Raw genomic sequence first — 19,740 nt, forward strand, 5'->3', positions numbered from 1 at the left:
GTTCCACATGCCCTACCAAAGCCCAATCTCGCCCGGCATTTCCTGGTACGAAGCGAGTGTCCCTGATCGGCCGCAATATCCTGAAATGGATGGCTCGCGGCAGGCCGATGTCGTTGTCATTGGTGGCGGATATACAGGGCTTTCGGCTGCCTACCATCTGGCGAGACAGGGCGTGGACGTCACACTCATCGACGGAGCGCGGTTCGGCGATGGGGCGTCGGGGCGCAATGGTGGCCAGTTCGGCACCGGCCAGCGCACATGGGCCGAAGACCTTGAAGCCGAATATGGCTTTGAGCGCGCCAAGGCTCTGTTCGACGTGGCGGAAGAGGCCAAGGCCTATCTCCTTGCCTTTGCCGACGAACACAGGATCGATATGGAATATGTGCCCGGCCAGATTTCGGTCGTGCACAAGCCGCGCTATCTGAAGTCGTATGAACGCCATGTCGAGCTGATGGCGAGTCGCTTCAACTATCAGCACCTGCGTCTGCTCGACCGCGCTGAAACAGCGAGTCTGCTCGGTTCAGAACGCTATTTTGGCGGCGTTTATGATGCAGGCACCGGCCATATTCATCCGCTGAAACTGCTAGTCGGAACTGCAAAAGCCGCCCATGCGGCGGGCGCAAAGCTGTTTGAAGACACCAGAGCCACCAAAATCAGCACCGCAAGCGGACGGGTCGAAGTCGAAACCAATCGCGGAACCATATCGGCGCGAAATGCCTTCATCGCTGTCAATGCTTATGGCGGTCTGCTGGAACCGGTCAGCGCATCGCATGTCATGCCGATCCGCTCATTCATCGGCGCAACAGTGCCGCTTGGCGACGACAGCCCCATTATTCCGGGCGGTGAATCCATCGACGATTCCCGCTTCGTGGTGCGTTATTTCCGTCGTTCAAAGGACGGAAGGCTGCTGTTCGGCGGGCGCGAAGCCTACACTGCCGACAATCCGCGCGATATCAGCACCCACATCCGCCGCCAGATAGCCGAGATTTATCCGGCGCTGGACAAGGTCGAAATCACCCATGCATGGGGTGGCTCGGTCGGCATCACCATGCCGCGCCAGCCCTTCGTGCGCGAAGTGATGCCCGGTGTCATTTCCGCAGGTGGCTATTCCGGTCATGGCGTCATGCTGGCAAACTATATGGGCAAGCTCTATGCCGAAACCGTTGCTGGCAATCGCGACCGATTGAAACTGTTCGAAGAACTGCGGATTCCCGCCTTCCCCGGCGGTCGCACCTTCCGCTCACCGCTGCTGTTCCTTGCCCTGTCGTGGTATGCACTGATGGACAGGATTTAGAGCGCATCCCGAAAAGTGTGAAACGGTTTTCGGAACAAGATGCGCGTATTGATCTGATTGAATAAGATCGATACGCGCTCTAAGCCGTTACTTCGGCTTGTTCGCTGCACGCTCCAGCTTGGTCAACACATCGATCAGATTGGGGGCAAGCTCGCGTATCTCGGCAAGGTGCGCGGCGCTGAGCCGCTCAAGAACCTGCTCGGCCTTGTCGGTCAGCGCCAATGTGTGGCGGCGGCGGTCCGAAGGATCGACCATCCGCATCACCAGATCAGCATCCACCAGCCTGCCGACCAACTCCGTTGCCGTATGCGGAGCAATGACAAGCCATTCCGCAAGGTTGCCAACCGTCAACGGTGCATCAGCGGCATGGGCCTTGATCGCAAGCAGCGCCTGATGCTGTTGCGCCGGAAGCCCTTCCGCTTCCGCAGCCGTTGCACTGAAACTCATGAACCGGCGCAAACGATAGCGAAGTTCCGCAAGCGCCTGATAGTCGGCTTGTGTCAAAGCATCCGGATTTTGTTTCACAACAGGCTTCTTCCCTGACCTCGATATAAACACGCCCGTTCGGCTTTTCCGAAGGCGCTTTGCAGCAATCCCTTCCCCAATAGCAAGCCCCTTGCCCAAACACAAAGATGGCAATTGATTTATATCGTATTACGATATATTTAACCCGCCGTTTAGAGTGCGTCCCGAAAAGTGTGAAGCGGTTTTCGGACAAGATGCGCGTCAAAACAAACATCAAGACGCGCCGGTCTGATTCAATCAGATCGATACGCGCTCCAAGACGCTCTCCCCCAAGCTAGCGTATCCGCCGAGAAAGACAGGAGTTTGCTATGGCCCGGCAAAACGAGTTTCGAAGACCGCACGATTTCACCGGCGGCGTCGCGCGCCGCGTCGCGGGCGATTTTACCGCCGACAGGCGAATGCTGCTCCTGATCGCGATGGCGATCGTCATCGGTGCCGCCAGCACCGCTGCCGCATGGGTGCTTGTAAGCCTGATCGCCCTGGTCACCAATCTGGTCTGGTTTGGCCGCATCAGCATTGACCCGGCAACACTGGCGCACCTTTCGCCGTCCTTCTGGATCGTGCTCATCCCCGTGGTGGGTGGTCTCGCAATCGGGCTGATGGCACGTTACGGCTCCGAGAAAATTCGCGGGCACGGTATTCCGGAAGCAATCGAAGCCATCCTGATCGGCGGCAGTCGCATGTCGCTCAAAGTGGCGATACTGAAGCCACTTTCATCGGCGATCTCGATCGGTACAGGCGGCCCCTTTGGCGCCGAAGGTCCGATCATCATGACGGGCGGAGCTATCGGATCGCTTTTTGCGCAATTGTTTCAGATGAGTTCAGCCGAGCGGAAGACCTTGCTCGTGGCCGGTGCCGCCGCAGGCATGACCGCCATTTTCGGTACGCCCATTGCCGCCGTGATGCTGGGCGTCGAATTGCTGCTCTTCGAGTGGAAGCCCCGCAGCTTCATTCCTGTGGCAGCTGCAGCAGCAGTCGCTCACACAAACCGACCCTTGTTTTTCGAAACAGGTCCGCTGTTCCAGACCCATTTTCATCTGGCATTGCCCTGGTGGGGAATAGTCGCATGTGCCCTGATCGGCATTGTCGCCGGCCTGCAATCCGGCTTGCTCACGACCCTTCTCTACAAGCTGGAAGATGCATTCGAGCGACTGCCCATTCACTGGATGTGGTGGCCGGCAATCGGCGGCATCGCCATCGGCATTGGCGGTCTGATCGAACCGCGCGCGCTTGGTGTCGGCTATGATCTCATCGACGGTTTCCTCAATGATAAATTTCTGGCAACCACAGTGCTGGTGGTCCTGCTTGTCAAAAGCGCAATCTGGCTCTGCGCTCTGGCATCGGGCACGTCCGGCGGTGTTTTGGCCCCGCTTCTGATCTTCGGCGGCGCGATGGGCTGGCTGCTGGGCTTGATCTTGCCAGGCGGCGAACCCGGCTTCTGGGCGCTGCTCGGAATGGCCGCCATGATGGGCGGCACGATGCGCGCACCGCTGACCGGCACGTTCTTTGCAGTTGAAGTCACTGGCGATTTCGGCCAGATCGTTCCGGTGTTCGTGGCGACGGTAACCGCCTATGCGGTCACGGTTCTTCTGCTCAAGCGTTCAATCCTGACCGAGAAAATTGCGCGGCGCGGACAGCACATCACGCGCGAATATGGCGTAAGCCCGTTCGAGTTCGCCCGTGTGCATGAAGTCATGGTGACGAATGTGGACACGCTACCGGGAAGCATGACCGTGCAGGAAGCCTCTGCCTTTTTTGCCTCGGAAGCGGCACGGCATCGACTTTATCCGGTCATCGATAACGACCGGATACTGATCGGCATGGTGACGCGCGCTGATGCGCTGGAATGGCAGCGGAAGACGGATTTGTCCAGCCAGACGCTTGCAGATGCCGTTTCCGACACCTCCACACCTGTCGGCCATCAGGACGACAGCGTGGCGTTCATCACCGACATGATGATCGCGACTGATTGTGGACGTATCCCGATTGTGACACGCGACGGAAAACTCTGCGGACTGGTCAGCCGAAAAGACCTCTTGCAACTGAGAGGCCAGATCAACGGCAGTGAAATGGAACGGAAATCCTTCCTGCGCACGGCAGAAGCTGGCTAAACTCGGTTCACGAGAAAGGCGGGGCACCACAATCAGCGCCCCGCCTTTCTTACCACCGCCCGGTACTATTCATTATTCTACGCTACGCTTTCACTCGTCTTTGCTGCCAGACGCTGATAGGTTTCCTCAACCACGTCGCGCAGCGGAAGAATGCCGCTCATGCACAACAATGCATGCATGTGCTGGCGGGCACCTTCGTAGCCCATAAGCGGCGCATAGGGCCGCATGATGATATTGGCTTCGTCCGGATATAGTTCCTGATACTCGGCAAAGTTGGTGAAGCCCTTGTAGCTGTCGCCGCGCATCAGATAGGTTTCGACGGCTGCCCCTTCCGCCAGCACGGCATCATGACTGTCGAGAACGATGTTGTAATAGTCGATTGTCGTATCCATCGACACGCGCGCTATGCTCTGGCCGTTGACCAGATCCTTCGCGCGGATCAGAACGCCGTCGATAAGCAGCGCATGGTTGGGCGAAAGGTAAAGGTCGCGCTGCGGGGTTTTGCTGTCGATGGCATAACGTTTGACACGGATCGGCATCACGCTCTCATTCCATTGCGTGCCGCCTTTTCTGCAGCTCTGCCATCCGACCCACTTGACCGGACGCGTTTCACCGCAAGCCGTAGTCACAAGATCGCCAACGGATAATGTCTCCACCGCCACCGGGCCGGTGGGCGTTTCGATAAGTGTGCCTTTCAAAAGGCAGTGCGATCCGGAGCCTCCTCCGCCACCATGACCACCATGCCACCATTTCGTGCCCAGGGCTTGCGACGGGCGTGATGACATTGTTGAAGCCAGAGCACCCAGTGCCACAACCTTGGCGGCAGTGGCTGCTGTGAGACCCAGAAAATGTCGTCGCGCACGACTTCGCGGCGAATGCCCGTTCTTTTCTGAAGACATGAATCCCTCCGCTCTTCTCGTTACGGCACCGGCCTGAAAATCAGCGTGGATTTCTAGCAAAGCACGATGCACAGCTTCAAAATCTGAAGCGTCGTTCCGTGTTGCCCGGATCAGCGGCGCTTCAGTGCTTTGCCCCAAGTTAACAAGTCTGATCTTAACTGATCCCGACCTCGAAAAGATTCCGGCAATCAGGTCTAAAGCCTCCTCGAATAGGCGTAAGCCCTACATCGAAAGGTGAGTTTTTCTGCCGTTGAAAGGCGTTGCCAGCGGTTGCCCCTGCTGATCGAAGTTAAGTCGGCTCCTGAAAGTGTGATTTGTAGCGCTCCAGAAAATAGTATACCCCCCTATTCTAATAGAGAGGCTGTTTTCATGAGCGCACATCATCACTCCCACCATTCCGGGCATCAGCTGAGTTCCAGACACGACCATGTCTTTCTGGGAGAAAACCACCGACGCAATGAGAAGCGAACCTGGATCGTGATCGCCATCACGACAGCGATGATGATAATCGAGATCACAGCCGGAAGCCTTTATGGCTCCATGGCGCTCACTGCCGATGGCTGGCACATGTCCACCCATGCAGCGGCAATGCTGATCGCGGCCCTTGCCTATCTCTATGCGCGCAAGCACGCACATAATTCGCGGTTCACGTTCGGCACAGGCAAGCTCGGCGATCTCGCTGGCTTTGCCAGCGCCATCGTTCTCGCACTGATCGCCCTCCTGATCGGATGGGAAAGCTTCTGGCGCTTCAGTTCCCCGGTAAACATCAATTTTCACGAGGCTATTCTCGTCGCAATCATCGGACTGATCGTCAACCTCGTCTGCGCCTGGCTTCTCAGGGACGATCATTCACACCATCATGGCCATCACCATGACCACGATCACGATCACGCGGGTGGCTATGACCAGAACTTGCGTGCAGCCTATATGCATGTGCTCGCCGATGCGCTGACATCGGTGCTTGCCATCGCAGCGCTCCTGCTAGGCAGCCTTTATGGCTGGCTCTGGCTCGACCCGGCAATGGGCATTGTCGGCGCTGCGGTGATCGCACACTGGTCATGGGGGCTGATCAAAGACACCGGCTCAACCCTTTTGGACTATCTGCCCGAAGACGAAGACCTGCCGGACGAGATCGCGGAGATCATCAGCCGCGAAGGCGGAGAGATCGCTGACCTGCATGTCTGGCAACTCGGGCCAGGCCATCACGGTGCCATTGTGTCGATCGTCGCGGAGCAGCCGAAGACACCGTCCTACTATCGGAACAAGCTTGCGGCGATCCATGATTTGTCGCATGTGACGGTGGAGGTGGAAACGCGCGCTGCCTGAAAATCGCAACATTGCCATGAAGGACCGAAGTTCCCATGACCCACACTATCCGTGAAAAGCAGAAGCTCATCAATCGCGTGCGTCGCATTCGTGGCCAGCTTGAAGGCGTGGAACGGATGCTTGAGGAAGAAAAGGGCTGCGCCGAAGTCATGCAGGTGATTGCAGGCGTCCGTGGTGCGGTCAACGGGCTGATGGCGGAAGTGATCGAAGACCACATCCTGATGCATGTTGCCGATGGCGCCCTTCCGCAAAAGGAACGCGACGAAGGTGCCGGCGAACTCGTCGACGTGGTTCGCGCCTATATGAAATAGACGGTGTGTTGACATCGACCAAAAGCAGGAATAGCTAGGCGGCATGAACAAAGCACTCATCAGCACCCGGTCTTATTACGCCCCGCTCATATAGCGGCGGGTTTGCTTTGTCATAGTTCAACCGCTGCATTGCCAGCGGTTGAGTTTCAAGGACAGCACCTCTGGCCATGCGGCCCTAAAGAGGTCAGTCCATGTCTTGCGACAATAATCAGCATATAAAAATTGGCATTATCGGCTTTGGTGCATTCGGGCAGCTTATCGCCCGCCACCTGAACCCGTATTTCCAGTTGTATGCCTACGACCCCGTCGCAGACCTTGAACAGACGGTGCTAATGCATGGCGTTACCCTGACCTCCATGGAACAGGTCGCCCGGTGCAATATCGTCATCCTCGCAACGCCGGTCGCGACGCTCGACCGCGTGGTGGCGATGATCGCGCCGCATCTGCGCCCCGGTGCGCTTGTTCTCGACGTCGGTTCAGTCAAGGTCGGGCCCGCCGATATCATGCAGCGCGGCCTGCCCATGCATGTCGATATTGTCGCCACACATCCGCTCTTCGGTCCGCAGAGCGCGCGTGACGGCATTGCCGGTCTGAAAATCGCCGTCTGCCCCGTGCGCGGTACAAAATTTCGCCGCGTTGCAGCCTTCCTGAAAAAGCATCTTGCCCTCGACGTCATCGTCACGACACCAGAAGACCACGACCGCGAAGCTGCAATGGTTCAGGGTCTGACGCATCTGATCGCCAAGGTTCTGGTGCAGATGGAGCCGTTACCAACCCGCATGACGACAAAGAGCTTTGACCTTATGATGCAGGCGGTTGGCATGGTCCGCCACGATGCGCCGGAAGTGTTTCAGGCCATCGAGCGCGCCAATCCTTATGCTCCGAAGGTACGCAAACATTTCTTCGCACTTGCCGACCGCATCAACGAAGAACTGGATCATCAATCCCGTCGACACAGCTCGCTTGACGACATGCAACCAATACTCAACGAGAATACAGCTAAACTGCTGAATATGGCCGACGCCTATCCGAAATAATAGGAGTTTATTACTCATCTTTTTTCGCACTGTGCTAACAGCTTGATAATTCCTTCGGCAGATTCGGGTTTTCAACATGGCATCCACTCAGAAAACCGCATCCATACCGTCAACGGTATGGATTCTTGGTTTCGTCAGCCTGCTGATGGATATCTCTTCGGAAATGGTACAGACGCTGCTGCCACTCTATCTGGTGGCCGGTCTCGGCGCTTCGGCCATGATGGTCGGATTCATCGAAGGGCTGTCAGTCGCCATCGCAACGGTGACCAAGCTTTTCTCGGGCGTCATCTCCGACTGGACAGGCCGAAGGAAACCGCTTGCCGTCGCAGGCTATGGGCTGGCCGCCATTTCCAAGCTTATCTTCCCGCTGGCAACGACAGCGGGCGGTATCGTAATGGCCAAGGCGATAGACCGTGTTGGCAAGGGCATACGCGGCACGCCGCGCGATGCCTTGATTGCTGATGTGACACCGCCGGAAATACGCGGCGCAGCCTTCGGGCTGCGCAAGTCGCTCGACACGGTCGGCGGCTTCGTCGGTCCGCTCATTGCCATAGGGCTGATGCTCGTAACCGGCGGCAACATCATCACCATTTTCTGGATTGCAGCCATTCCGGCTTTCATTGCGGTCGCGCTTCTGATTTTCGGCATTCGTGAACCGGAAACGCCCCCTAAACGCCCCCTTGCTCGCTCCAAGGGATTTCCACGATTTGCCGATGCGGGCAAGCTGAACGCGACCGTATGGATCGTGATTGCAGTCGCATCGATCCTTACCATGGCTCGTTTTAGCGAAGCATTCCTGCTCCTCAAGGCGCAGGAAGCCGGGTTTGCAGCCGCATGGGTCCCGATCACCATGGTTGTCATGCATGCCGTCTATGGGCTGACAGCCTATCCGGTTGGCGCGCTCTCGGACAGGTTGGGGCGCAAGGGCCTGCTTGCCGCCAGTCTCGGCTTCCTGATCGTCGCCGATCTTGTGATTGCCCAATCGACCACGATCTATCCGTTCCTTGCCGGCATCGTTCTTTGGGGCCTGCATATGGGTTTTTCGCAGGGCATTCTCGCAACGCTCATCGCCGACACGGCACCAGGCCACCTCAAGGGTACGGCCTTTGGCATGTTCAACGTGATAACGGGTCTTGTCATGCTTGTCGGCAACATCGGCGCCGGTTGGCTGTGGGAAAGCTATGGCTCCTCCGCCACCTTCCTTGCCGGTGCAATTCTATCCGCCGTCGCCCTGCTTAGTCTGGCGCTGCTGCCCGGCATCGCCGCCCGCAAGACAGGTTAGAGCGGCATTTCGGAAGTCTGCTTGACCGTCTGGCTCGGTACGTCGGTCTTCAGATTCTGAACGCCCTTGATCCGGCTCAGATATTCCGACTGGAAGCGGCGGTAATCCTCGATATCCGCCGCCACCACGCGGATCATCGCATCATAATCGCCGAGCATGAAATAGCATTCGAGCACCTGCGGCAGCTTCAGGATTTCCTTGGCGAAAGTCTGAAGCGTTTCCTCATCCTGCTGGTCGAGCCGGATGCGCGTGAAGAAAGTCAGCCCTTTGCCAACCTTGGCCGGGTTCAGCACGGCGACATAACGGTCTATCACGCCCGCCTCTTCCAGAAGCTTCACCCGCCGCAGGCATGGTGACGGCGAAAGGCCGACCTCGCGTGCGAGATCGTTATTGGCGATGCGGCCATCGCGCTGCAACACGCGCAGAATCCGTTTATCGATATCATCCAGCTTCATTGGCGTTCGATTCCATTTATGCTGACCTTACTGGCATTATCTGCCAAATATTGATGCATAAGGGCATAATTCGCAACCAAATTGCTCAAGAGATTGGTTATAGTCGCGAAACTTCTCAAGCAAACACGCAAGAGACTGAGCAAGGGGCAACCAGTTACCGGTTGGTCAACGGGAATTTTATGGATATTTCACAGGCCTATGTGCCTCAAAAAAGCAGATCCGGGCGCGGCTCGGAATTCCGTCGCGGGGCCGCAGCCGGTCTGCCGGTTCTGCTTGGCATTATTCCCTATGCGCTGGTTCTGGGCGCGCAGGCCGCACAAAAAGGCCTCAGCGTCATCGAAGTCCCCCTGATGACCGGACTGAACTTTGCAGGCGGATCGGAATTCGCAGCCATCCAGCTCTGGACCTCGCCGCCGCATGTCCTGCTGATTGTTGCGATCACCTTTCTGGTCAACAGCCGCCATCTGCTGATGGGCGCAGCTCTGGCCCCCTTCATCCGCCATCTGCCCAAGCGCAAGGCTTTTGCGAGCCTGTTTCTGATGTGCGATGAAAGCTGGGCGCTCGGACTTGCCGATGCGAAACGTCGCCAGTCGAAAGGCGTCAATCCGGCGCTGAGCCTCACCTTCTATGCCGGCGTGGCCATTCCTTTCTATCTCGCATGGGTTCTATTCACCACGCTGGGTGCCGCCTTCGGGCCGATGATGGGAGACCTGCGCCCCTATGGTTTCGACATGGCATTTCCGGCAGTGTTTCTGGTTCTGCTGGCGGGCATGTGGAAAGGTTTTGCGGCAGCGCGCCCGTGGCTGGTCAGCCTTGTGGTGGCCGCGCTGACCTATCTCACCATTCCCGGCGCCTGGTATGTCGCCGCGGGTGCCTTATCCGGTCTTGTTGCAGCCTATCTGCTGGCAGGTGAAGAATGATCGATCCATTGGCCGTTCTGACCATCGTTCTGATGGCAAGTGTCACCTATCTCACGCGGATCGGCGGCTATGTGCTGCTGCGCAACCGCACGCTCAGCAAACGTGCGACGGCGGTGATGGAAGCAGCTCCCGGCTGTGTTCTGATTTCGGTTATCGCGCCCGATTTCGTGTCCGACAAGCCTGCCGACCTGATCGCGCTTGCAATCACGATCTTCGCCGCAACGCGCTTTTCCATGCTGCCAACCGTGCTGATCGGCATCGGCGCGGCAGGCGCCTGCCGCTACCTGATCGGGTAAAGCATGTCTCCAAAAAGTGGAAACCGGTTTCGGGACAAAGACATGTTTGAAAACAAATAAGCATGTCGCCCGAAAGCGGGGCCCAGTATTGCTCAGTGCAGATGCTTTAGCTTGTCTGGGTTGCGCACCACATAGATACCGACAATCTTGCCGTCTTCTATATCGAGAGCTGTCGTCTGGATTTCGCCATCGGCTTCACGCGTGATGATGCCGGGCAAACCATTGATGAAAACCGTACGCAAAAGCGTGGACTGGTTGCCACGGAAATAACCCGCCAGTTTCTCGTGGGTCTTCATCACCTCTTCGAAGCCGAAAACAGGCTTCGGGAAAGCCGGGCGCTTGCCGCCACCATCGGCCTGAAGGTTGACATCTGCTGCCAGCATCGCACCAAGCGCATTCATGTCGCCGCTGCGCGACGCATTGAAGAAGGCCTGCGCGAGTTCGAGCCCGCGCTGCTTGTCGACCTGAAAACGCGGACGCTCCTCGCGCACATGCTTGCGCGCCCGTGCAGCAAGCTGGCGGCAGGCAGCGGCATCGCGCTGGATTGTCCTGGCTATCTCGTCGAAATCCAGCCCGAAGACATCATGCAGCAGAAAGGCGGCGCGTTCCAATGGCGAAAGACGCTCCAGCGCCAGCATGAGCGGAAGGGTGACATCGTCATCCGCTTCCTCTTCGACAACCGGATCGGGAATCCACGGCCCGAAATAGGTTTCGCGCTGGTTGCGACCGGATTTCAGAAAATCAAGGCACAGGCGGATAACAGTGCGACGCAGAAAGGCCTCCGGCTCGCGCACTTCGCTGCGATCAGCGTTCATCCATCGGATGAACGCCTCCTGCACCATATCCTCGGCATCGGCGACCGAACCCAACATGCGATAGGCAACGCGGATCAGTTTCGGGCGCAGCGGATCGAAGCTGTCAGCTGCATCGCCTTGCAAGGATGTGTCAGCCATCAGACGGCTGCCTTTACTGCCGGCTTCTTGGCTTCCGGCTCGAACCAGAGGCCGAAGCCAACCGCCATGCGGTTCCATCCATTGATGATGTTGATCATCAGCGTAAGGTTCACTTGCTCCTCCTCAGTGAACTGTGCCTGCATGGCAGTGCGGGCGTCTTCCAGATCGTGACCTTGTGACAAACGGGTCAGCGCATCGACCCATCCCAGAGCCGCACGTTCGCGCTCAGAGTAGCACGGTGCTTCGCGCCATGCGGACAACAAATAGATGCGTTGTTCGGTCTCGCCAAGAGAGCGTGCTTCAAGCGTATGCATATTGATGCAATTGGCGCAGGCATTGATCTGCGATGAGCGGATTTTGACAAGCTCGATCAGGCTCGCTTCCAGACTGGATGCGATGGTCATCGAAGCGTTCAACCAGGATTTCATCGTGGCAGGGGCAACATCGAACGGGTTGAGCAGAGGGGTCATGGTATTGTTCCTTTCGGTTCAAGGGGTTCGATAGACATGACGAGACAGCAACGCCGAATGTGACATCCGGTGGAAAAAAAATTAAATGCCCGACATTTTGGTTCTTATGCGATGGAACAAACTACCTCCCACGAAACCAATCGACGGAACTAATCGACGGAACTAATCGACGGAACTAATCGCCACGTTATGGAGAAATTGATGCATGAGAACGCTACAAGATAGGCTGCTTTTCCGTGATCTGTTTAAATCCAAACAGCACCAATCCGCTCCTCCTTTCCCCGTTTCCTTTCACCTGCTCCCACCTTTCCAACGCCCATCTCCCGGTTTCCTCCTTCTACCCTCGCTCCGCCCCCTTGTCCCATCTTCCTGTCTCTCCACATTGACAACATACCAACCGGTCGGTATTATTTAATAGAGGAGATTTTCCCGATCATATCGGGAACCGCTCAGAGCAAGCGGCAGCAGGCTGCCACTGAACCGGCGCACGGTTTGCAACATACCTTGCGAACAGCCTGTGCTGTAGTGAGGAGGAACCATCATGAAAAACGCGTCCACCAACAGCAACAGTCCGAAACGTCCCGTCATCACCGCATTTGAAAATTCGCCTGATCGCGGCCGAGGGATGGCGCGTGACACGCCCGTTCGATGGGCGCTTGAAGAGACCGGGCAGGACTATGATGTCCGCCTCGTCTCGTTTGAGGCGCTGAAAGCCCACCCCCATCTCGATCTGCAACCTTTCGGGCAGATACCCACCTATGAAGAGGGTGATCTGGCCCTGTTCGAATCCGGCGCGATCGTGCTTCATATTGCGGAGCAGAACCCCGGCCTTCTGCCGGATGACGCCAATGGTCGGGCGCGCGCCATCACATGGATGTTCGCCGCGCATAACACCATCGAGCCAGTGATCCTCGAAAGGGAAGTTGCCGGTTTCGTAGAGCGCAAGGAAAGCTGGTACGAGCAGCGCATCCCCATCGTGGAAGCGCGTATCCGCAAAAGACTGGATGCCCTTTCCGCCTGTCTTGTCAACAATGACTGGCTGGAGGGTGCGTTCAGTGCCGGTGATCTTCTGATGGTGACCGTGCTGCGGAGGCTGAAGAGTTCAGGCATATTGAACGATTATCCGAACCTTGCAGCCTATGTCGCGCGCGGAGAAGCCCGACCGGCCTTCAAGCGTGCATATGACGCCCAGCACGCGGTTTTCCTCGCCGTGTCGAAAGATTGAGCCTGTCTTGGCAGGCATCTATCCACAGTCGAGCTCGCTCAATATCCATTCCCTGAATGCGCGCACCTTTGGCGTATTGCGACGGGATTTGGGATAGACGAGCCAATAAGATCGCCCATCATCGCCAAGAATATCGAACGGCTGGATAAGCTGGCCGGTAGCGATTTCGATCTGGTGGAAAGCAGGCGTGAGAATGCCCACCCCCTGCCCTGCGACTGTCGCCCGACCTTCGATATGCTGCGCTCCGAGCCGGCTCTGCGTATTGCCTTGCATTTGCGGGTTTTCGATCCCCGCCGCCTTGAACCAGATATTCCACCACGGATCGCTCACATCGATGATCTTGAGCCGCAGGAGGTCCGCAGGTTCTTTCACCCCGCCTATAGTGGCCGCCAAGGCCGGGCTCAGCATGGGCGTGAAACTCGCCTTGATGAGCTGATGTGCCTCCAGCCCCGGCCATTTGCCGAAGCCGCTTCTGATCGCGATGTCCACATTAGTCGTCGCAAAATCGATCATGCTGTCGGACGTATCGAGCCGGACCGCGAGTGACGGATGCCGCATCTGGAACGAGCCGAGCCGATGCGCCAGCCAGTTGGCGGCAAAAGTGGCGAGAACGCTGATCGACAGCGTACCTTCCGCATCTTCCCGCAGGCTGGCAAAGGCATTGCGCATCGTCTCGAACGCTTCCGTGATCGCGGGAGCAAGCTGCCTGCCAAGTTCGGTCAGTTCCACCTGTCGCGGCATACGCAGAAACAGGGGCGCGCCGACACGCTCCTCCAATATCTTTATCTGATAGCTGACCGCAGCCTGTGTCATGCCCAGCTCCTCCGCAGCGCGGGTAAAACTTGCATGGCGGGCGGCGGATTCAAAAACGCGAATGGCCGATAAAGGGGGAAGCGCTGTCGTCATGATGCATAAGTCCTCCTTATGCATACTAATCGAGGTTCGATTGGAAAACAAAGGTTTTCAGGCGCATACCTATAGGCAGAGTTTAACGAGCAGCTGCCTCCCACAGCCGCTTCATTCGATAGGTGAGATCATGAAAAACGTCGATTCTGCCTGCACAACCGCCACAGCGCCCACGGTCAGCCACGGATCGGAAAGCGGCTGGAGCGCACTATTCTCCCGCCTGTTTTCGCGCAAACGTACTCATATCGTCGTTACCGAACATTCGCCGGAATATCTCTTGCGGGATATCGGCATCGGTGATGGGCGCACGCAATATTATTCGCGAGACGGCCATAAGCTGCCCGAATGGTAATGATTGCGTCACGTGCTGATGACGGCAAAGCCCCGCGCCTTGAGGCCGCGCCGGTCCTCGTGCAGACTATTGACGAGGCGGCTGCGGCTTCCGTCCAGATGCGCGCTCATCAACGCCGTCGCCTTATCGGTATTTCCTTCGCGCACCGCATCGAGAATGGAGCGGTGTTCGGCCCATGCGCGAGCGAGCGCCGCCTCGTCGCGCACTTCCAGCCAGCGCGCCCGGGAGAGGCGCTGCATAGCATCGCGCACGCCACGGCTGAGAAACTCGTTGCCGGACAGGCGCGCCAGTTCGATATGAAAATCCATGCCGATCCGGTGCCATTCCTCGCGCGATGTGTCCGCATCACAGCTGTCCAGCATCGCTAGAATCAGCTCCACACCACTGCGATCTTCAAGCGCGCAGGTGAGCTTTAACGCGGCAATTTCCAGCGCTTCACGATAGACACCGATTTGTTCAATTTCGCTGAGATTGATTGGCGAGACCGTCCAGCCGCGCCCTTCACGACAGATCAGGCCTTCCGCCTCCAGCCGCAGAAGCGCTGCCCGGATCGGCGTGCGTGAGGCTTCAAACTGCGCCTCGATCCAGCGCTCGGTCAAACGTTCGCCCGGCCCCAGTTCCAGACCGAGGATCATGTCGCGAAGCTGCGTCTCAACCTGCCTCATCTGTGACATTGGCGACCATTCTCCATTTTAGAGCATAATCCGACCGGAGTGAAACGAGGATCGATAAGATTATGCTTCAAATAAAAGGGCTTAGAGAGCGTTTTGATCTGATACAATCAGAACAAAACGCTCTCTAAGGCAGCGCTGCAATTGACAAGCCTCATCAACAGGCGCATTCATGCATACCGTTTTGGTATCCCAAAATGGAATACATTGCAATCGCGAGACATGACATGAGCACCGCCCAAGCCGCTGCAAGCGACGAAACCGTCGCTGCAGCCCGCCAGGAAAATATGGCCGTCGAAGATAATCACGAGCGCTACTGGAAGCAGAATCTGCTGATCTGCCTCATCGGTTCGTTCACGACGCTCATTGCCATGTCGCTCCTCCTCCCCTTCCTGCCGCTCTATGTGGAACAATTGGGCGTCACCGATCACGCGGCAATCGTGCAGTGGTCAGGTATCGCTTACGGCGCCACCTTTCTGGCAGCAGCCTTCGTCGCGCCGCTGTGGGGCAGGCTCGGCGACCGCTATGGACGTAAGCTGATGCTGATCCGCGCCAGCCTCGGCATGGCCATCGCCATGTCGCTGATCGGCATGGTGACGAGTGTCTGGCAGCTGGTGGCGCTGCGCCTGTTCGTGGGCATCGCAGGCGGCTATTCGTCCGGCTCGATGATCCTCGTCGCTACCCAGACGCCAAAAGAAAAGACCGGTTGGGCGCTGGGCGCGCTTTCGGCTGGCATCATGGCGGGCAATCTGGCCGGCCCGCTGCTCGGCGGCGCTTTGCCGCCGCTGATCGGCATTCGCGCAACCTTCTGGCTAGCTGGTGGCGTGATCTTTCTCACCTTTCTGGCCACCACCTTTCTGATCCGCGAAGAGCGCAAGCCACCGAAGCCGACCAAAGAGCAGAAGGCGGAATCCATCTGGGCTGCCATTCCTGACAGGAAACCGGTTATCGCCATGCTGGTGACGGGTATGCTGCTGCTTTTTGCCAATATGTCGATTGAGCCGATCATCACCGTCTATGTGATCCAACTGATGGACGATCAGACGAAAGTGACACTGATTTCCGGCGTGGTGATGGCTGCTGCAGCCCTCGGCAGCATCATGTCGTCCTCGCGACTGGGGCGCCTTGCCGACCGCATTGGCCACACCCGCGTCATCATCGGGGCACTGTCAGTTTCCGCGCTGCTTCTGATCCCGCAGGCTTTCGTGACGGAAGCCTGGCAGCTGATCGGCCTGCGTTTTCTGATGGGGCTGGCGCTGGGCGGATTGCTGCCCTGCATCACCAGCGTCATCCGGCACAATGTGCCCGACCGCGTAGCGGGCGGCATTCTGGGCTATTCCGTCTCGGCCCAATATGTCGGGCAGGTTGCTGGCCCCGTTGCTGGCGGTTTCGTCGGCGGTCACTTCGGCATGCGTTCCGTTTTTCTCGGCACATGCCTGATTATGGCTCTCGGCGCATTTTATAACTGGACCGTCCTGCGCAAGAACCGATAATTTCGGCCATCTCCCGAATCCGCAAAACCCACGGCAGAATCAGAATGACAGCACATATCTTCGCGCCTTTCGCAACGCTTGCCGAAAGGCTGCTGCCTCATGCGCTCGAACACGGCGAGGACGGGTCACATGACCTGTCCCACCTTGCCCGTGTTTGGAAAAATGCCGCTGCGATCCAGCGTCAGGAAGGCGGCGATGCCGAAGTGCTTTGCGCCGCAGCCCTGCTGCATGACTGCGTGAGCGTGGAGAAGAATTCGCCCGACAGAAATCGCGCCTCGCGTCTGGCGGCAGAAAAGGCAATAACCTTGCTGCGGAACCTCGGCTGGAATGACGCTCGCATCGACCTCGCCGCCCATGCCATCGAGGCGCACAGCTTTTCAGCCAATATCGAGCCTGTCACGATGGAAGCGAAAATCCTGCAGGATGCGGACCGGCTTGATGCCATTGGCGTGATTGGAGCTGCCCGGTGTTTCTACATTGCGGGCCGCATGGGCAGTGCGCTTTACGACTGGCGCGATCCACACGCCGAAAACCGCCCGCTGGACGACAAACTTTTCGCGCTCGACCATTTCCGCACCAAACTGTTCGGCCTCGCCTCCGGTTTCAAGACGGAAACCGGAAAGCTCATGGCCGCCGAACGGCACAGGCGGCTGGAAGCCATTTTTGATGACTTCCTTGCCGAAGCCGATGGCTAGATTGAGTAACCACCGTCGATATTAAGTGCCGTACCCGTCACCATGGAGGCGGCGTCCGAGGCCAGCCAGAGTGCAGCTTCGGCCACATCCTCCGGCGTCGAAAACCGATTGAGGGGAATGGTGGCCTTGAGTGCTGCACGAGCCTCCGGCGTGTCCTCCTCCAGAAACAGTTTCAGTGCCTCACCGTCGCTTTCGGCCGGGCAGATGCAGTTCACGCGGATATTCTTGTCCGCGAGTTCCAGCGCCATCGCCTTGGTCGCGCTGATGATCCAGCCCTTGGACGCGCTGTACCAGACGAGACCCTTGCGCGGACGCAGCGCGGTTGCCGAAGCCGTGTTGATGATGACGCCTCCGCCCTGATGCTCCATGATCGGTACAACGATCTGCGTCGAATAATAAAGCGCCTTCATATTCACGGACGCGATCAGGTCGAAACTGTCCTCCGTCACTTCGGTCAGCGGCATGTTGCGATGCGTAAAACCGGCATTGTTGATCATGATGTCGATGCGGCCGAACGTTTCGAAGGCTGTGCGCGCCACGCGCTCCATGTCGTCCTTGCGCGAGACATCGGCCTGCACGGAAAGAGCGTTCTTGCCGATATCGGCAAGCTCATCCTCGACACGCTTCACGTTCACATCGGCGAGAACGACCTTTGCACCTTCGGCTGCAAATCGGCGCGCCATGCCTGAACCGAAGCCCGAGCCGGCACCGGTGATGATTGCGACCTTATCCTGCAGCCTCTTCATGTCATTCTCCTTTTGAGCATTTCCAGTAAAGTGCAATCACTTGAATCCAGATTATTTGTTTCAATATGGCGTAAAGAGCCTGAACCAAAATGAACATGTCATGTATGCACAACCCGTTAATCCGTCAATTATGGCAGGGCGCCTTCAATTTCGTGCGATTGCAGCATTGCGACTGTTGAATTTAAATCGATTAGATAATAGACAAGGGCAGCTTGAAAATCGCATGCTGCCCACAGGCAGACTGATTTGCGCAAGAAGAGAAGAGAGCGATAGATGACCAGCCAGACAATTCCGGTAGAGCCTTTCGACTGCATCGTGTTCGGCGGTTCCGGCGATCTTGCCGAACGCAAGCTCATTCCGGCACTGTATCAGCGTCAGCGTGCAGGCCAGCTCACCGACCCAACGCGCATCATCGGCGCATCGCGCAGTGCCATGACCGATGAGGAATATCGGCAGTTCGCACGCGATGCCATCCACGAGCATGTGAAGGCTTCGGAAGTCGACGAGAAGGAAGTCGACAAGTTTCTCGCCCGTCTCAGCTATGTGGCGGTCGATGCCAAGTCCGAAGAGGGCTGGGATGCGCTCAAGACGCTGATCGGCAAGAAGCCGGAAAAGATTCGCGCTTTCTATCTCGCCGTCAGCCCCACGCTCTTCGGTGATATCGCCACGCGCCTCAAGGCGCATGGCCTGATTACCCGCGATACACGCATCATCGTGGAAAAGCCGATCGGTCGCGACCTGGAATCCGCCATGGCGCTCAATGATACGCTGGGCAGCGTTTTCCGCGAAGATCAGATTTTCCGCATTGACCACTATCTCGGCAAGGAAACCGTGCAGAACCTGATGGCGCTGCGCTTTGCCAATGCGCTTTATGAGCCGTTGTGGAACTCTGCCCATATCGACCATGTGCAGATCACGGTTGCCGAATCTGTCGGCCTTGAGGGCCGCGCCGGTTATTACGACACGGCAGGCGCGCTGCGCGACATGGTGCAGAACCACATTCTTCAGCTGCTCTGCCTTGTGGCCATGGAACCGCCATCCTCGCTGGAGGCCGATGCCGTCCATGACGAAAAGGTCAAGGTTCTGCGGTCCCTTCAGCCGATTACCAATGCAAATGTCGAAGACTTGACCGTTCGCGGCCAATATCGTGCGGGCGCATCCGCAGGCGGTCCGGTCAAGGGCTATCTGGAAGACCTCGAAAACAACACCAGCAACACCGAAACCTTTGTGGCGCTGAAAGCTGAAATCGCCAACTGGCGCTGGGCTGGCGTGCCGTTCTATCTGCGCACCGGCAAGCGGCTTGCCACGCGCGTTTCGGAAATCGTCGTCACGTTCAAGCCGATCCCGCACTCCATCTTCGGCGAAAGTGCTGGCAAGGTCATCGCCAACCAGCTTGTCATCCGCCTGCAACCGGATGAAGGCGTGAAGCAGTGGATGATGATCAAGGATCCGGGTCCGGGCGGTATGCGCCTGCGTCACGTGCCGCTGGATATGAGCTTTGCCGAATCTTTCAGCGAGCGCAATCCGGATGCCTATGAACGTCTCATCATGGATGTCGTTCGCGGCAACCAGACCCTTTTCATGCGGCGCGACGAAGTTGAGGCGGCATGGCGCTGGGTCGACCCTATCCTTCAGGGGTGGGAATTGAACAGCCAGCCTGTGCAGGGCTACACAGCAGGAACTTGGGGACCGTCATCGTCCATCGCGCTCATTGAGCGTGACGGACGCACATGGCACGAAAGCCTCTAGAGCGCATCCCGAAAAGTGTGAAAC

General features: G+C 57.6%; 21 protein-coding genes. 13 read left to right on the forward strand and 8 right to left on the reverse strand.

The features are described from left to right. The first annotated feature begins 7 nt into the window (after positions 1-7). Positions 8-1,294: an NAD(P)/FAD-dependent oxidoreductase gene (locus OANT_RS20310; RefSeq protein ID WP_012093282.1), complete on the forward strand. Its 1,287-nt coding sequence runs from the start codon at positions 8-10 to the stop codon at positions 1,292-1,294. Positions 1,295-1,381: 87 nt separating this feature from the next. Here OANT_RS20310 and OANT_RS20315 read toward each other — a convergent pair whose 3' ends face one another. Next, positions 1,382-1,741, reverse strand: a complete 360-nt coding sequence (locus OANT_RS20315) for a MarR family winged helix-turn-helix transcriptional regulator (RefSeq protein ID WP_231771608.1) — start codon at positions 1,739-1,741, stop codon at positions 1,382-1,384. 386 nt (positions 1,742-2,127) lie between these two features. Here OANT_RS20315 and OANT_RS20320 point away from each other — a divergent pair, with 386 nt between their 5' ends. Beyond that, positions 2,128-3,930: a chloride channel protein gene (locus tag OANT_RS20320; protein ID WP_012093284.1), complete on the forward strand. Its 1,803-nt coding sequence runs from the start codon at positions 2,128-2,130 to the stop codon at positions 3,928-3,930. 77 nt (positions 3,931-4,007) lie between these two features. On the opposite strand, the gene OANT_RS20325 is transcribed toward OANT_RS20320, so the two are convergent. After that, positions 4,008-4,829 carry a Hint domain-containing protein gene (locus OANT_RS20325; RefSeq protein WP_012093285.1) on the reverse strand — a complete coding sequence of 274 codons (822 nt, stop codon included), beginning with the start codon at positions 4,827-4,829 and terminating at the stop codon, positions 4,008-4,010. Positions 4,830-5,198: 369 nt separating this feature from the next. Here OANT_RS20325 and dmeF point away from each other — a divergent pair, with 369 nt between their 5' ends. From dmeF to OANT_RS20345, 4 genes are all read left to right on the forward strand, one after another. Beyond that, positions 5,199-6,155: a CDF family Co(II)/Ni(II) efflux transporter DmeF gene (dmeF, locus tag OANT_RS20330; RefSeq protein ID WP_012093287.1), complete on the forward strand. Its 957-nt coding sequence runs from the start codon at positions 5,199-5,201 to the stop codon at positions 6,153-6,155. A gap of 35 nt (positions 6,156-6,190) precedes the next feature. Beyond that, entirely contained in the window at positions 6,191-6,466 is a 276-nt protein-coding gene (locus OANT_RS20335) for a metal/formaldehyde-sensitive transcriptional repressor (RefSeq protein ID WP_012093288.1), read from the forward strand. A 191-nt stretch (positions 6,467-6,657) separates the two neighbouring features. Further along, positions 6,658-7,503 (forward strand): prephenate dehydrogenase/arogenate dehydrogenase family protein, encoded by an 846-nt coding sequence (locus OANT_RS20340; protein ID WP_012093290.1) that lies wholly within the window; start codon positions 6,658-6,660, stop codon positions 7,501-7,503. A gap of 76 nt (positions 7,504-7,579) precedes the next feature. Beyond that, positions 7,580-8,785 carry an MFS transporter gene (locus OANT_RS20345; RefSeq protein ID WP_012093291.1) on the forward strand — a complete coding sequence of 402 codons (1,206 nt, stop codon included), beginning with the start codon at positions 7,580-7,582 and terminating at the stop codon, positions 8,783-8,785. On the opposite strand, the gene OANT_RS20350 is transcribed toward OANT_RS20345, so the two are convergent. Further along, positions 8,782-9,240 (reverse strand): Lrp/AsnC family transcriptional regulator, encoded by a 459-nt coding sequence (locus OANT_RS20350; RefSeq protein ID WP_010659131.1) that lies wholly within the window; start codon positions 9,238-9,240, stop codon positions 8,782-8,784. The genes OANT_RS20345 and OANT_RS20350 overlap by 4 nt on opposite strands. A 179-nt stretch (positions 9,241-9,419) precedes the next feature. On the opposite strand from OANT_RS20350, the gene OANT_RS20355 reads away from it, so the two are divergent. After that, positions 9,420-10,160, forward strand: coding sequence for an AzlC family ABC transporter permease (locus OANT_RS20355; RefSeq protein WP_010659132.1), 741 nt, complete (start codon positions 9,420-9,422; stop codon positions 10,158-10,160). After that, positions 10,157-10,456 (forward strand): AzlD family protein, encoded by a 300-nt coding sequence (locus OANT_RS20360; RefSeq protein WP_010659133.1) that lies wholly within the window; start codon positions 10,157-10,159, stop codon positions 10,454-10,456. The genes OANT_RS20355 and OANT_RS20360 overlap by 4 nt, the downstream gene beginning before the upstream one ends. 92 nt (positions 10,457-10,548) lie before the next feature. On the opposite strand, the gene OANT_RS20365 is transcribed toward OANT_RS20360, so the two are convergent. Together OANT_RS20365 and OANT_RS20370 are read right to left on the reverse strand one after the other, a co-directional pair. Beyond that, positions 10,549-11,409 (reverse strand): sigma-70 family RNA polymerase sigma factor, encoded by an 861-nt coding sequence (locus OANT_RS20365; protein WP_012093292.1) that lies wholly within the window; start codon positions 11,407-11,409, stop codon positions 10,549-10,551. Next, entirely contained in the window at positions 11,409-11,879 is a 471-nt protein-coding gene (locus OANT_RS20370; protein ID WP_010659135.1) for a carboxymuconolactone decarboxylase family protein, read from the reverse strand. The genes OANT_RS20365 and OANT_RS20370 overlap by 1 nt, the downstream gene beginning before the upstream one ends. A 541-nt stretch (positions 11,880-12,420) precedes the next feature. Between OANT_RS20370 and OANT_RS20375 the strand changes: the two genes are divergently transcribed. Beyond that, positions 12,421-13,104: a glutathione S-transferase family protein gene (locus OANT_RS20375; protein ID WP_012093293.1), complete on the forward strand. Its 684-nt coding sequence runs from the start codon at positions 12,421-12,423 to the stop codon at positions 13,102-13,104. Positions 13,105-13,122: 18 nt separating this feature from the next. On the opposite strand, the gene gcvA is transcribed toward OANT_RS20375, so the two are convergent. After that, on the reverse strand, positions 13,123-14,010 hold the full coding sequence (gene gcvA, locus OANT_RS20380; protein WP_010659137.1) for a transcriptional regulator GcvA: 888 nt from the start codon (positions 14,008-14,010) through the stop codon (positions 13,123-13,125). Between the two features lie 130 nt (positions 14,011-14,140). Between gcvA and OANT_RS20385 the strand changes: the two genes are divergently transcribed. Beyond that, positions 14,141-14,362 (forward strand): hypothetical protein, encoded by a 222-nt coding sequence (locus OANT_RS20385; protein WP_040128636.1) that lies wholly within the window; start codon positions 14,141-14,143, stop codon positions 14,360-14,362. An 8-nt stretch (positions 14,363-14,370) separates the two neighbouring features. Here the strand turns inward: OANT_RS20385 and OANT_RS20390 are convergent, their stop codons facing one another. Next, complete coding sequence (locus OANT_RS20390) at positions 14,371-15,036, reverse strand: GntR family transcriptional regulator (RefSeq protein WP_012093294.1); 666 nt, start codon at positions 15,034-15,036, stop codon at positions 14,371-14,373. Between the two features lie 224 nt (positions 15,037-15,260). Here OANT_RS20390 and OANT_RS20395 point away from each other — a divergent pair, with 224 nt between their 5' ends. Further along, the gene (locus OANT_RS20395) at positions 15,261-16,526 is read left to right on the forward strand and encodes a multidrug efflux MFS transporter (protein ID WP_040128633.1); all 1,266 of its coding nucleotides are present in this window, start codon (positions 15,261-15,263) and stop codon (positions 16,524-16,526) included. A 44-nt stretch (positions 16,527-16,570) separates the two neighbouring features. Then, a complete protein-coding gene (locus OANT_RS20400; protein ID WP_012093296.1) occupies positions 16,571-17,221 on the forward strand; it encodes an HD domain-containing protein in 651 nt (216 codons plus the stop codon). Here the strand turns inward: OANT_RS20400 and OANT_RS20405 are convergent. Then, a complete protein-coding gene (locus OANT_RS20405) occupies positions 17,218-17,967 on the reverse strand; it encodes an SDR family oxidoreductase (RefSeq protein WP_010659142.1) in 750 nt (249 codons plus the stop codon). The two genes, OANT_RS20400 and OANT_RS20405, sit on opposite strands and share 4 nt — an antisense overlap. Positions 17,968-18,240: 273 nt before the next feature. Between OANT_RS20405 and zwf the strand changes: the two genes are divergently transcribed. After that, positions 18,241-19,716, forward strand: a complete 1,476-nt coding sequence (gene zwf, locus OANT_RS20410; RefSeq protein WP_012093297.1) for a glucose-6-phosphate dehydrogenase — start codon at positions 18,241-18,243, stop codon at positions 19,714-19,716. Positions 19,717-19,740: the final 24 nt, after the last annotated feature.

The sequence above is a fragment of the Brucella anthropi ATCC 49188 genome, from assembly GCF_000017405.1.
Taxonomy (GTDB): Bacteria; Pseudomonadota; Alphaproteobacteria; order Rhizobiales; family Rhizobiaceae; genus Brucella; species Brucella anthropi.

Bases quoted from the DNA above. Each gene is read 5' to 3' on its own strand.
- OANT_RS20340 (WP_012093290.1), top strand. From the start codon at position 6,658: ATGTCTTGCGACAATAATCAGCATATAAAAATTGGCATTATCGGCTTT.
- OANT_RS20370 (WP_010659135.1), bottom strand. From the start codon at position 11,879: ATGACCCCTCTGCTCAACCCGTTCGATGTTGCCCCTGCCACGATGAAA.
- OANT_RS20375 (WP_012093293.1), top strand. From the start codon at position 12,421: ATGAAAAACGCGTCCACCAACAGCAACAGTCCGAAACGTCCCGTCATC.
- dmeF (WP_012093287.1), top strand. From the start codon at position 5,199: ATGAGCGCACATCATCACTCCCACCATTCCGGGCATCAGCTGAGTTCC.
- gcvA (WP_010659137.1), bottom strand. From the start codon at position 14,010: ATGACGACAGCGCTTCCCCCTTTATCGGCCATTCGCGTTTTTGAATCC.
- OANT_RS20405 (WP_010659142.1), bottom strand. From the start codon at position 17,967: ATGAAGAGGCTGCAGGATAAGGTCGCAATCATCACCGGTGCCGGCTCG.
- OANT_RS20335 (WP_012093288.1), top strand. From the start codon at position 6,191: ATGACCCACACTATCCGTGAAAAGCAGAAGCTCATCAATCGCGTGCGT.
- OANT_RS20350 (WP_010659131.1), bottom strand. From the start codon at position 9,240: ATGAAGCTGGATGATATCGATAAACGGATTCTGCGCGTGTTGCAGCGC.
- OANT_RS20385 (WP_040128636.1), top strand. From the start codon at position 14,141: ATGAAAAACGTCGATTCTGCCTGCACAACCGCCACAGCGCCCACGGTC.
- OANT_RS20315 (WP_231771608.1), bottom strand. From the start codon at position 1,741: ATGAGTTTCAGTGCAACGGCTGCGGAAGCGGAAGGGCTTCCGGCGCAA.
- zwf (WP_012093297.1), top strand. From the start codon at position 18,241: ATGACCAGCCAGACAATTCCGGTAGAGCCTTTCGACTGCATCGTGTTC.
- OANT_RS20395 (WP_040128633.1), top strand. From the start codon at position 15,261: ATGAGCACCGCCCAAGCCGCTGCAAGCGACGAAACCGTCGCTGCAGCC.
- OANT_RS20365 (WP_012093292.1), bottom strand. From the start codon at position 11,409: ATGGCTGACACATCCTTGCAAGGCGATGCAGCTGACAGCTTCGATCCG.
- OANT_RS20390 (WP_012093294.1), bottom strand. From the start codon at position 15,036: ATGTCACAGATGAGGCAGGTTGAGACGCAGCTTCGCGACATGATCCTC.
- OANT_RS20325 (WP_012093285.1), bottom strand. From the start codon at position 4,829: ATGTCTTCAGAAAAGAACGGGCATTCGCCGCGAAGTCGTGCGCGACGA.
- OANT_RS20360 (WP_010659133.1), top strand. From the start codon at position 10,157: ATGATCGATCCATTGGCCGTTCTGACCATCGTTCTGATGGCAAGTGTC.
- OANT_RS20345 (WP_012093291.1), top strand. From the start codon at position 7,580: ATGGCATCCACTCAGAAAACCGCATCCATACCGTCAACGGTATGGATT.
- OANT_RS20310 (WP_012093282.1), top strand. From the start codon at position 8: ATGCCCTACCAAAGCCCAATCTCGCCCGGCATTTCCTGGTACGAAGCG.
- OANT_RS20355 (WP_010659132.1), top strand. From the start codon at position 9,420: ATGGATATTTCACAGGCCTATGTGCCTCAAAAAAGCAGATCCGGGCGC.
- OANT_RS20400 (WP_012093296.1), top strand. From the start codon at position 16,571: ATGACAGCACATATCTTCGCGCCTTTCGCAACGCTTGCCGAAAGGCTG.
- OANT_RS20320 (WP_012093284.1), top strand. From the start codon at position 2,128: ATGGCCCGGCAAAACGAGTTTCGAAGACCGCACGATTTCACCGGCGGC.